Annotated in this window: 7 protein-coding genes and 1 tRNA gene; 5 read left to right on the top strand and 3 right to left on the bottom strand. The window is 39.0% G+C overall.

The genetic code is table 11. The features are described from left to right. Positions 1–20 precede the first annotated feature (20 nt). From SanaruYs_RS14510 to SanaruYs_RS14500, 3 genes are read left to right on the top strand one after another with little or no spacing between them, the layout of a single operon-like run. On the top strand, positions 21–2,627 hold the full coding sequence (locus tag SanaruYs_RS14510; RefSeq protein WP_127123309.1) for an ABC transporter permease: 2,607 nt from the start codon (positions 21–23) through the stop codon (positions 2,625–2,627). Further along, positions 2,624–5,008 carry an ABC transporter permease gene (locus tag SanaruYs_RS14505; protein WP_127123308.1) on the top strand — a complete coding sequence of 795 codons (2,385 nt, stop codon included), beginning with the start codon at positions 2,624–2,626 and terminating at the stop codon, positions 5,006–5,008. The genes SanaruYs_RS14510 and SanaruYs_RS14505 overlap by 4 nt, the downstream gene beginning before the upstream one ends. Next, positions 5,009–5,227 (top strand): hypothetical protein, encoded by a 219-nt coding sequence (locus tag SanaruYs_RS14500; protein ID WP_127123307.1) that lies wholly within the window; start codon positions 5,009–5,011, stop codon positions 5,225–5,227. It abuts the gene before it with no gap. A gap of 41 nt (positions 5,228–5,268) precedes the next feature. Here the strand turns inward: SanaruYs_RS14500 and SanaruYs_RS14495 are convergent, their stop codons facing one another. Then, a complete protein-coding gene (locus SanaruYs_RS14495; protein ID WP_127123306.1) occupies positions 5,269–5,724 on the bottom strand; it encodes a MarR family winged helix-turn-helix transcriptional regulator in 456 nt (151 codons plus the stop codon). Positions 5,725–5,835: 111 nt separating this feature from the next. Between SanaruYs_RS14495 and SanaruYs_RS14490 the strand changes: the two genes are divergently transcribed. Next, positions 5,836–7,599: a chloride channel protein gene (locus SanaruYs_RS14490; RefSeq protein ID WP_127123305.1), complete on the top strand. Its 1,764-nt coding sequence runs from the start codon at positions 5,836–5,838 to the stop codon at positions 7,597–7,599. A 68-nt stretch (positions 7,600–7,667) separates the two neighbouring features. On the opposite strand, the gene SanaruYs_RS14485 is transcribed toward SanaruYs_RS14490, so the two are convergent. Then, a tRNA-Val gene (locus tag SanaruYs_RS14485) sits at positions 7,668–7,742 on the bottom strand. Between the two features lie 109 nt (positions 7,743–7,851). On the opposite strand from SanaruYs_RS14485, the gene SanaruYs_RS14480 reads away from it, so the two are divergent. Beyond that, the gene (locus tag SanaruYs_RS14480) at positions 7,852–10,326 is read left to right on the top strand and encodes an AsmA-like C-terminal region-containing protein (RefSeq protein ID WP_127123304.1); all 2,475 of its coding nucleotides are present in this window, start codon (positions 7,852–7,854) and stop codon (positions 10,324–10,326) included. Between the two features lie 28 nt (positions 10,327–10,354). Here the strand turns inward: SanaruYs_RS14480 and SanaruYs_RS14475 are convergent, their stop codons facing one another. Next, entirely contained in the window at positions 10,355–13,180 is a 2,826-nt protein-coding gene (locus SanaruYs_RS14475; RefSeq protein ID WP_127123303.1) for a CHAT domain-containing protein, read from the bottom strand.

Here is a 13,180-nt window from a genome sequence, read left to right as displayed (position 1 = left end):
AACTAAATAATACCACTTCAATGAAATCACGAATAACTAATAACCACCAACGATCAACATCTCCACCAAAGTGGGCAGATCGCTTTTTGATGTGGTATTGCCGTGCTGATTTGTTGGAAGAGATTCAAGGAGATGCTTATGAATTATATACTCGACAAGTAAAGGAAAGTAAATTCAAAGCTGACCTTCAGTTTATCTGGAACGTACTGAGGTTTTTTCGAATCAGAAATATTGCTAAGATAAAAATTACACCCCCCGGAATTATGTTAAAAAGTTATCTTTTGATTGGCCTGCGCAATGCCTTGCGCAATGGTGCTACCTCATTCATCAACACTTTCGGTTTGGCAATAGGCATAGCAGGTGCCATTACTATTTTCATTTTTACTGATCAATTTCTTCACACTGACGATTTTCAACTTAAACGCGACCGAATATATCAGGTAACTAATGTTGTAAACCGCGATAATAATAAGGTTACCTTAGGCGATGTCCCCATGGCATTGGGTGAGGCCTTGCAAAACAATGTGCCTGGCATCGAAAAAATAGTGCGCATGGAGTTAGGCGATGGAGCTGTTCGGGTGGGTAACACTGTGTTTTCAGAGCAACTTTATTTTGTCGACAGCTCGTTCTTTTCTGTGTTTAACTTTCCTTTTGTTGAAGGAGATGTATCTGCGTTGGATAGTAAAAAGAGTATTGTGATTACTCAAAAAATGGCCACCAAGTATTTTGGTAACAAAACTTGTCTTGGCGAAACCCTCTCCATAAAGTTCTCTGCCAATCGTGTGGAAGAGTTTACAGTAACTGCTGTGATCAATCAACCCGCGAGCAACACAATTTATTTCAATTTTCTATTGCCAATTGATGTTTACTTTGATTTACGTAAAGAACAAGTGAATGATTGGCGGTATCTAACCGATGGCTTGTTTGTATTGATGCAACCAAATCACAAAGGTGAGGAGATGGAAAGTACCCTCGAACGATTGGTCACCTTACAACATGCATCATCGCCTGAATGGTTGACCGAAAAATTTAAAGTGTACTCATACCAGTCCCTTAGCAATCAAGCACATGAGATTGAAAGTGGATTGGCAGGACCAGGGAATCCACAAGGAGTTTATGTTTTGTGTGTTATTGCATTTGTATTACTCATGTTGGCATGTTTCAATTATATGAACATTTCCGTAGCAACCGTTAGCACACGATTAAAAGAAATTGGCATACGAAAAGTGATTGGCAGTTCCCGACAAGAAATCATGAAGCAATTTGTAATCGAAAGTTTTGTACTCTGCTCTTTTTCTCTACTTGCCGGACTTATCATGGCTTACTTTTTCTTTATGCCTTGGCTTAATGCATTGATGGATTATGAGATACCCTTTGCCTTCTCTTCTGCACAATCCTTGGTTTACTTTTTTGCCTCGCTCTTGTTGTTAATCGTTATCGTCTCTGGTGTTTACCCAGCAGCCTACATATCTAACTTCAAACCGGTTTCAATACTGAAGGGAAAAGAGAAGTTCGGACAACGCAGTATGTTTAGTCGTGTATTGCTCACAGTACAATTTGTGCTTTCCTTCATGACTATTGTGGGCTGTTTTGTATTTATTGATAACAGTTTCTACCTGAGTAAAAAAGATTGGGGTTATAATCACGATCAAAATATTGTGGTTCCTCTTGCATCATCAACACAATATCTGCCTTTGCGTGATTTAGTTAGTACCCAAAAAAATATAATAGGCTATGCTGGTTCAAAAGATCATATTGCCTGGTGGAATCCTCGATCTTCTGTTGAGCAAGCCGGACAGCGTTACGAGATTGTATCGTATAAAGTAGGATTTGATTATCTGGAAACCATGAATGTTCGTTTGAAAGAAGGCAGACTCTTTGATAAAGAAATTCAATCGGATGCTATTGAGTCTGTAGTGGTGAACGAAAAATTTGTTTCAACAATGGGCTGGAACAAACCCATTGGTCAAATCTTTGAATATGACAGTATAAAACGAGTGGTGATTGGTGTGGTTCAAAACTTCCACTACGATGATTTTTATCGAGACATTCTTCCTGTTATGTTCAGCGTAACAAACGAAGAAAGCTATAATTATATGAGTATAAAAATTGAGGAGGGAAATACACTGGCAACAGAAGCCTGGCTGCGTGAAGCCTGGAAGAAGGTAGCACCAGATGATCCATATGAAGGTGCGTTGCAGGATAAAGCTTTCTCTAACTGGGTTCGCAACAATGGACAAGAAATTAGACTACTAAGCTTTATTGCTGCAATGTCCATTCTTCTTTCCTGCCTTGGTTTGTTTGGCTTGGTATCTTATAATATAACACGCAGGTTGAAAGAATTTAGTGTTCGTAAAATTTTTGGCGCTAATACACTACAGGTATTTCGGTTAATGAGTCTCGATTATGTGTGGATACTCTCTATTGCTTTTATCATTGGAGCACCAACAGGATTTTTTCTAATGGATGCCTTGGTACATCATATTTATAAAGACCCACAAACGGCAGGGCCAGCCCCATTTATCATTGCGATATTACTCATGATTGTCACGGTAGTTTTTACAATTGGCTCCCAAATGAAACGTGTAGCAGAAGAGAATCCTGCTAAAACCCTTCGTTCAGAATGAAATATAAACCACCTGTATGGGCAGATAAATTTCTGCAATGGTATTGCCGTGCTGACCTGTTAGAAGAAATACAGGGGGATGCATACGAAATCTATTACCGTCAAGCTGATAAGAACAAGCTAGTAGCTGATCTTATGTATTGCTGGAATGTAATCCGCTTTTTTAGATTAAAAAATATCCGCAAAATAAAGACAAACAGCCCATACGTTAACATTGTTCACTTTATGATTATACTCAAAAGTTATTTTCGGTCTGGTTTACGTAATATAACGCGTCACCTTACGCACTCCACCATTAATATTGCCGGGCTTTCCCTCGCTATTGGTTGTGCAATTAGTATTTTTTTGTTAATCGATTCATTTTATAGTCTGGATAATTTTCATGAAAAAGGTAACAGGCTCTTTTTGTTAACCAGCGAAGTAAAGTCAGGTGACGAAACTGAAACATGGGCGCGAACACCTTATCTATTAGGGCCTGCTCTTCAAACTGAGCAGACTGGTGTTGAATCAATGGTGCGTATTCAGCGCATCAGCGATTTAAGTATACGTTACAATGAGCATGTGTTCTCTGAAAACGTTTGGGCTGTCGACAGCACCTTCTTTGATGTATTTAGTTATCCCATTTTATCCGGATCCGAAAATCCTCTATCTGATAAAAAAAGTATAGTGCTAAGTAAAGAAAAGGCCATTCAATATTTTGGCGAAAGGGACGCTATTGACAAAGAACTATCTATCAAATTCTCATCAGGTGAGATTATTATGTTCAAGGTAAGTGCTGTTGTTGACAACCTCCCCGACAAAGCAAGTATGCATTTCGGTTTTCTGATTCCTATGGAATATTGGGAAGAAAAGAAAAGTGACGGCATCATTAATTGGGCGTCTTGGTCAAGGTCTACTTTTGTAGTAATGAAAGAGGGACAACACCCTTCTTCATTCGAAAAATCATTATTTAAGTATCAGAAACTTCAAAATGAAGCCAACACCAGATTTCAGGTGACAGACATCAATTGTGTTCCTATTTCAAACATGGCTTCACAAAGCCATGATATCGTTGATAGTTTATCTTGGGACTTACACCCTGTAACAATTATTGCAGTCGGTACTATAGCTGTGTTCCTTTTACTTTTAGCTTGTTTCAATTATATGAATGTAGCCATCGCTTCAGTATCCCTGCGATTAAAAGAAATTGGTATTCGTAAAGTGATTGGCAGTAATAAATCGCAAGTTATTCTTCAATATATGGTTGAGAATTTTGTGCTTTGTACCATTTCACTGCTCTCTGGTGTTGCGCTTGCTTATTTGTTTCTTGTACCGGCTTTTAATTCATTGTATCCTATCACCATTCCATTTTCCTTTTCGTCAACTTCAACCATGCTTTGGTTTTTTGGTATTGTACTCTTAGGAATTGCTTTAATATCAGGCGCATATCCGTCACTGTACGTTTCCTCTTTTAATGCTGTCAATATTCTAAAAGGAAAAGAAAAATTTGGAAGCAAAAGCCTTTTTAGTAAGAGCATGTTGGGTTTTCAATTTGTTATTTCTTTTACCACTATAGTTTTCTCCCTACTAAGCATTAGTAATAAAGATTACTTTGAAAAGAAAGATTGGGGCTACGATTACCATGATATAAGCTATTTCCCAATTCACGGAAAAGAACAATACCTTGCGTTGAGTGATCTGTTGTCACCGCAAAAGGATGTTATCCGTTTTGCCGGATCGGCATCGCATATCGGTGTGGATGATGAGCTTACAAATGTACAGGGAAATGATATCAATTTTCAGGCTACCAGATTTCCAATAGGATTTGATTATCTGGAAACGATGAACATCCGATTGAAAGAAGGACGCTTTTTTAATGCTGCTGCAGAAGCTGATCAGCATACCTCTGTTGTAGTTAATGAAGCTTTAGTGAAGAAAATTGGTTGGACGGATCCTGTAGGTCAGCAAATTACTTTTCACGGAATTACTTTTAATGTAATTGGTGTGGCTTACAATTTCTATTATGAAGATTTTGATAAACCGCTTGACCCCGCCATACTCCACATAGAACCAATGGAGACTTACAATTTCTTTGTTGTAAGTAGTGAGCAGGGAAGTTCAGATAAAATTGTAAAAATTATTCAAAACAGTTGGAGTAATATCGCGCCAGATGATCCTTATCAGGGAGCTACCCAAAAAGAAGTTTTCGCAAGTTTTTATAACAGCAACAAGTCTGATAGTAAGATCATGTATTTTATTTCTATGATTGCCCTTGTCCTTGCTTGTATGGGGCTATTCGGTTTGATTTCTTATAACCTTTCCAGAAGAATGAAAGAGTTTAGTATAAGAAAGATTTTTGGCGCCAACTCCTTTACAATTTTCAGATTAATGAGTCAGGAATAAGTGTTGGTAATCATACTTGCCTTTATTATTGGCACTTCCCTTGGTTACCACTTTATTTCAGCATTGAATGTGGCTGTTTACCCTGATCATATCCCATTGAAAACATGGCCCGTATTGGTAACATTTGCTTTAATGCTTCTTTCTTTGGCCTTAACCATTGTCTCGCAATTATACAGAGTAGTAAAAGAAAATCCGGTAAAGACCTTGAGGGCAGATTAGAATAATTAATGATTAGCTAATGTGTTGATTCGTTGATAACCTTAGTTGTCTTCTCGCAACTTATCCAGCATACGGTTAAGTTCTTTTGCATCAGTCTTGCTCAACTTATCCATAATGCCTTTCATCAAGCTGGCTTCAGCGTCCAGTTTTTTGAGTAAGGTCAGACCTTTATCGGTTATGGAAATATCTACCTGCCTGCGGTTATCTTTACAGATTTCTCTTTGCACTAAAGCTTTTTGTCGAAGTTTCTCTACAAGTCGGGTACAATTGCTGCTCTTATCGATCATGCGACTGGCAACTTCCGAGAGCATGAGTTTTTTGGGATGACTTCCCCTTAGTATTCTCAACACGTTAAACTGCTCAGGAGTTATGTCGAACTTTTTAAGATAGGAAGCATTGATGCCATGCAGCCAACTACTGGTAAACATTATATTAATAGCGGCCTTATGTTGCTCACTTTGAAATTTATCTTGTTTAATATCGTCTTCTAATGACATAGTGCAATAACGTGAAAATACAATCAATAGTTGTATATACAAGTATTTAGACTGAATTATACTTGCTTTGCTGCTCAGATCATTTCATTTTTGAGGCCTAATTGAAATGTTTTGATAGACCGGTTTAATAGAATCGCACGTGGTATAATTTTTTTCAGGCATCACTTAAGTGACAAACAATTTTTGATTGTCAGCAGTATTATAGTGGGGCTCTTATCGGGTGGTGCTGCCGTTATACTTAAATCTTTTGTTCACAGTATTCAACATTGGATTGAGCGCTACTCGTACGAAGATTTTTTCCTTGTTATTTTCTTTCCGCTGGTGGGTATTGCCTTTACGGTATTGCTTATCAATACAATTTGGAAACACTCATTTAAGAAAGGCAGCGCTGAAATAACTTATGCCATTACCAAAAAGTCTAGTCAACTCCCACTAAGCCATACCTACTCACACATTATTACCAGTGCCATTACCGTTGGCTTTGGTGGTTCTACTGGTTTGGAGTCGCCCATGGTGAGTACTGGTTCTGCCATAGGTTCGAATGTGGCAAGGGCCTTTCGTTTATCGTATAAAGAGAAAACAATACTGTTAGCTTGTGGTGCTTCTGCCGGTATTGCTGCAGCCTTTAATTCGCCCATAGCCGGTGTGTTGTTTGCTATCGAAGTACTCTTAGCTGATATAAGTGCAGCCGCCTTTATTCCTTTAATTGTTGCTGCCGCAACTGGTGCCCTACTGGCTAAAATTATTTTAGCTGAAGGTGTGCTACTCACATTTACCTTGGTGTCACCTTTTGATCATCACAACACACATTACTATTTGTTGCTTGGCCTTCTTTCCGGTTTTGTTGCACTGTACTATGCCCGGTCGTTTGACTATATCCATGATTTAATGAAGAAGATCAAAAGCACATGGATTCGTGTGCTAATTGGCGGTGTACTACTGGCTGGCCTTGTACTCTTCTTCCCCTCTTTATTGGGTGAAGGGTATGAATCCATCAAAAGTTTATCAAACCTGAATACCAAAACTATTTTTGATAGAAGTATCGTTGCCAATTGGGTCAACAGTGAATATGCCGTTCTTCTGTTTTTAAGCCTCGTTGTGTTACTTAAATCAGTAGCAGCAGCCATTACCATAGGCAGTGGAGGCAATGGCGGAAGTTTTGGTCCCTCACTTTTTATGGGCGCTTATCTGGGTTTTGTATTTGCACGGCTGCTTAATATGATGCTGGGTACTGATATTCCAGAAGTGAATTTTGCATTGGTAGGTATGGCCGGAATGCTCAGTGGGGTTTTCTACGCACCCCTTACTGCAATATTCTTAATTGCTGAAATAACGGGCGGCTATGGGTTAATCATTCCGCTCATGATGGTTTCTGCTATGAGCTTGGCCGTTGCTAATTACTTTCAGCCAAAAAGCATGGAAGGCAAAAAGCTGGCTAAATTATTAAATGCCTCTATTGACGACCGCGATCAGTATTTACTAAGTCGATTGGACTTATCACAGCTGATTGAGACCAACTTCCTAACCATTAAGCCTACCGAAAACCTGGAAGCCCTACGCAAGACTATTGCTGTCTCTACCCGCAATACTTTTGCCGTGGTGAATGATGCCGAAGAATTAGTTGGCATAATACAATTAGACGATGTACGGCAAATTATTTTCTCTGCCGATGCAACAGAAACCCTGGTAAAAGATTTGATGAATATACCAGCAGGTGAATTGACTTTACAAGATAATTTACAAACAGCCCTTAAAAAGTTCGACACAACAGGACTTTGGAATTTACCTGTGGTTGACAAAAAGCGGTATGTGGGTTTTATTTCTAAGTCATCCCTATTGGCCCGATATAGAAATGAATTGATTCGATCAGCATAGTACAAAACAATGCTATTCCAAAAGAACAGTGAGGGCATAAAAAAAGCCTCAGTTTCCTGAGGCTTTTGTGGGAGTTGAGGGATTCGAACCCCCGACCCTCTGCTTGTAAGGCAGATGCTCTGAACCAGCTGAGCTAAACTCCCTTCGTTTTGGGACTGCAAAAGTAGTACAGTTTTTGATTTGTACAAATCTTGCTCTGCTTAACCAATAATTTTTTTAAAAAAACTACCTTTACTAGCCATTTTTTAAGCTTTGAAGATCGTAAAGAAAATTTTTCTGTATTTCTCAGTCCTGTTACTCGCCATAACACTGGGACTGGCCATCTCTGTCTACCTGTTTAAGGACAGGATTATTCAGCAATTTATCCGCGAAGCCAATAAAAATCTCAATACCCCCGTTAACATCGGCAAAATAGAGGTCACTTTCCTGGAAGACTTCCCAAATCTGAGTATTGTTTGTAGGGAAGTCAGCATTGAGGACAGCTACCCGGGGCAAGAAGCACTTTTTGTGGCCAAATCTTTAGCCTTTCAACTAGACCCCTGGGAAGTATGGCAGGGCAACTATACCATTAAAGGGCTTACCATCCGCGAAAGCGAAACTTTTTTGAAAATCAATAGAAAGGGCGAAACCAACTTCAATATCATTAAAGAGCAAAAGCCGGGCGAAGCGGGGGGGAGTGTACAATTTTCTCTAAAAAATGTCAGGCTTATTGGCAGTGAAGTGTCATACACCGATAAAAAATCAGATCAGGAATTTGAATTTATCTCCACACAACTTCAGGCGAGTATTGAAACAAAGGATGATATTTATTTGATTGCTACTATGGGTGATCTGTCAACCGGAAAATTCACCGTAGGTAAAACAGAATTATTTAACAATAAAGATTTTCTCATAGAAACAACGCTCCGTTATTTAGATAAAGACAGACGTTTATACATTGAGCCAAGTACGCTTCAACTCGCACAGGCATCGTTTCTGGTAAAAGGCGAGTATGCCTGGCAAACTAAAAACACTATTGACCTGCAAGTAGAAGGCCAACAAGCAGATATTCAAACACTATTGTCACTCCTGCCAGAGCAAAGCGCTAAAGCCCTGCGACAATACCAAAGTGCAGGTGATGTTTATTTTAAAGGATCTTTGCGCGGAGAAATCAGTAAAACTAAAAATCCTGCTGTCTCTATAGAGTTTGGGTTTAACAATGCAACCATCTCGCACCCTGCTTACAACGTAAAAATAGAAGGAGCCACGCTAAATGGTTCTTACGCTAGTAAAGATATGCTTAAGACTGCACAAGCATCACTTGTTCTAAATGATATCAGCGGTGTAATGAATGGTGAAAAGTTTACTGCGAAACTCATTCTTCAAGATCTGAAAAATCCCGATGTAATTCTTCAATTCAATGGAAGATTGGATGCAAATGCCATTGTTAGTTTCTACCCCATCCCTGCCATTAGCGAAGCGAGTGGAAGTATACTGGCTGATATTGCATTTGAAGGAAAACCTGAATGGTTAAGGTCGAAAGCCACAGCCCAAAAAGCTACTGCCACTGGCTCAATTGAATTAACTGATTTAAGTTTTGCTTATGGCGTTGGTAAAGTTCCTGTAAAAAATTTGAGAGGCACTTTACAATTTACTAACAACGACCTTGCACTAAGTGGATTACGTGGAAGTGTAGGCAGTAGTGATTTTGTAATGGATGGCTTCTTTAAAAATATTATCACTTTCCTGTTATTCGACAATCAGCCTATTGGTATAGAAACAGATTTACAGGCACACTACATTGACCTTGACGAACTTTTCTCGTATGGATTTGGCACACAACAAGCAGGTAAGGAATATGAATTCCGCATCTCGCCCAATATTTATTTGAATTTTAATTGTGAAGTAGACCAACTCAATTATAAGCGTTTTAATGCTAGCGATATTAAAGGAGATCTATTAGTTAAAAATCAAGTGGCGGTATCACGGAATCTTGCATTAAAAACCATGAATGGTAGTATGACCATGAATGGAATTATGGATGCTACAAATGCCAAAGCCATAGACGTTGTCAGTTCTTTTTCATTAACCAACATTGCTGTAGATAGTATCTTTTATGTGTTTGAAGATTTCGGACAGAACTTTATACAGGCTAAACATCTGAAAGGATTAACAAACGCCAGTGTCGAACTTGAATTGACACTCGACCAACACCTGCAGCTTTTTTCTGAAACATTGATTGCAGACATCAGTGCCACCATCAGCAAAGGAGAACTAAATAATTTTGAGCCGCTGCAGTCCATGAATAAATATTTGGACGATGAAGGACTGTCCCAACTTCGTTTTGCCGAATTGAAAAATGATATTCATATAGAAAACAAAACCATCTACATTCCGCAAATGGAAATACGCAGCAACGTAACCGTTATGCAATTAAGTGGCACCCACACGTTCGATCAGGAATTAAACTATCGTGTGGTGGCGCCTCTGCGAAACAAAAAGAAAATTAATATAGAAGAAGCCGGAAGTGCCCTGGAAGAAATGGAAGGCAAAACAAAAGTCTATTTAAAAATTACCGGCACTACCGATGATTACAAAGTGCAATACGATACTGAAGCTGTTAAGAAAAAATTAGCCAACGATTTAAAGCAAGAAGTAAAGGAACTGAAAGATGCTTTCCGCTTGAAGGGCAAGCAGAAGAAAAAAGAACTCGAAGTATCTGATGAGGAGTTTGATTGGGAGGAATAAAATTGACAATTGACAATTGACAATTTTACTACCTACCATAATAAACAAAAGGTGCCCAATAATTAGGATGTTTAAACTGCTCACCAAATTCACCTTTAATAAACTTTCTTTTTAAATCGTTAATGATAGGCACGTAGTCTTTTCCTTTTACGCTTTCTTTATACAACCCACTCATAAACTGCATGGTGGAGTTGTCGTTTACAGGCCATAACGAAACCAGTGCTGCATTAGAACCTGCTACCAATAGGGATTGCGTTAGCCCTGTTACACCCTCTCCAGAGTAAATCTTACCCAGCGCAGTCTGGCAGGCAGACAACACTGTTAAATCGCTTTGCATTTTAAGGTTTGCCAATTCATTAACTGTTAAGTAGCCATCTTCTCCACCTTGCTCATTCGCAAAAATACTCATAGCTATACCAGACAAATCAGGAATATCGTTTACTACAAAACCATGCGTTGCCAGATGTAATATCTTATAATTTCCTAACTGACCATTTCTTGAAATTTCCTTTATTCTATTTTCTGTCATCTGTGCTCCGGTAAATACTTCTGCTCCCGGAACAACCGCTGCGATGTTCTTAACTTCTACTAAAGTGCCCGGCAGTGAAGTCATAGCCTCTGTACCAAAAATTGTTGCATAAGCCCTTCGTTGCGAGGTTTGCTTTTTTACATTCTCTGCTACATCAATTTGCAATTGATTCATATCTTTCTGCGTCTCATATGGCATTGGCTTGGCATTCATGTTTTCGAAAACAGCTCCACCCATAGCCAACATATTTTTTCTATTGGATGTATAGTTTCGTTGTTGTAATTGTTGTAGGGCGCCTACTGAGTGCAAATATTTAATATCATATTTCTCCACCAGGTATTTTCCATCGTGCATCATCAAGGCTTCATAGGGTAAAAAGTTTAATACGCCATCCGGAGAAATTAACAGCTTTTTAATACCACTCAATCTATTGATGACTGGCACAACCAGAAAGCGATAGTAGCCGCGCAGATATTCTTGCAATACATTATCTGCCATGCCTGGGCGCTCAAAGAATTTACGCGTAAGCTGTGTTACCTTGTTAAAATCAGAAACCTGCACCCTTCTTTCCGGATCATAATCTTCTGCCTGCTCAGCACCAGTGCGTTCACCATGCTCTTTGTTCATTCGATCAAGGTATTTGTCCTTGATCTCGCCTATGAAAGTATTATCAGTGTGAAATACAACTTGTGAAGCCTTCTTGGTAACCACTAAAATTATTACCTCATGTCCTGAAAAAAGTGAATACATCAGACAAGCTTCATCCGGAGCCAGCATATTTTGTAAATCTGTGATGCTTGCTTTTTTCACAGGCTCCCCTCCTGCCAGACGCTCTGTTAAAATACGACTACGGCTTGCTTCCATACTTTGAAAAGCTTTGGCAGGCTGATTGAGGTGAGCATAACTGGCAGTTAAGAACTCGTAAGACATCACTTGAGCCTGATAAAAACTCAGTTTATCCTCAAACGATAAATTGCCGATTTCTCTTTCGGCCAGTCGTATCGATTCTTCAAAGGTCTTTGCGGCTTCTGCATAATCTTGCCCCGTGTGATAAACAATAGCACCATAATTGTTCAAAGTTTCTGCAGCACGATTAAAGGCACCAATACTTTTATAATATTTCACTAACCCACCCAGGGTTGTAAAACACTTTCTTTGTCCGTCCAATGTTTTTAAACGCAGGTATGCAATAGCCAGGTAGTTGTACATACGATAGCCTACATCTTCAAAATGATAACTGAAAGCATAGCGTTGCGCCATCTCTCCATAGTTTACCGTTTCAGTTGGAGAGAAATTACCAACCTTAAAGGCATTTACGAATACGGCTTCGTAACCTAATACCAACGCATAACCGAAACCATACTTTTGTGCAAATTGTACAGTAAGTCCGGCCAGTGTTTTTGCTTCTTCAGGTTTATTTAAGCCGTCATAGGCAGCACTGCCGGCCAGCAAACCAAGTATGTCGTACACATGCAAATCACATTTTGTGGCAACTGTGGTTAGTTCTTCCATATATTGTATCACTCTTTCAAAGTTACCAACGGCTTCATACGATCTTATCAATTGGTATAACATGAAGGAAGCCTGAAGTGCATTTTGCCTGTAACCATTTTTATAGTAATAAGAGTATCCACTTTGGGCTACTTCCAGTGACTGACTTAAATTTCCATAAGCACGCAACCAATTTGCTCCATGGCCATAGGCAGCCAAGGCCATTTCATGCCAACCTTGTTGTTCATATAACGAAGCATAACGTTGCGCTTCTTTCATTAGGCCAGCAGGATTTTGTGCAGCCAACTGTGCATAATGATTATTGACTTCATCAAGCGATATATACCGCTGTGTGATTACACTTTGCTGCTCCTCATACCAACTAGCCAGATTATTAAAAACTGTATTTTGATTGAGTGCCTTGCCAACAGAAAAAATATCTTGTTTAGCTTCTTGTATAGAATAATTGGCAGGAAACACCTTGAGTGATTCTTTTAAATAACTTTGTGCAGAAGCTTCATTACCTTTTGCCGCAAAATATAAAGCACAATTTACAAACATGGCATAAGAACTCGGATCGAGTTGCAAACCTATTGTTATGTAAGGCCCTGCATTATCGACCTGGCCCATGTGCAATAAGTTATGCGAAGCCAGAATATAGACATTCATGGTTTCTGGTAAAGCACCTCTTACTTTTTCGACTAACTCTTGCGAAGCTGAAAATTTATTTTCCTGAGAAAGAGTAAAAGCCCTTTCCATAAGGCTATCATAATACTGAGCCTTAAGTGTAGTAGAGAAAAAAATTATAACTATACCAATTAAAATCTTTCGCAT

Origin of the sequence: Chryseotalea sanaruensis, from assembly GCF_003990915.1 — a bacterium.
GTDB lineage: Bacteria > Bacteroidota > Bacteroidia > Cytophagales > Cyclobacteriaceae > Chryseotalea > Chryseotalea sanaruensis.
This window is presented reverse-complemented; position numbering and strand designations above follow the sequence as displayed.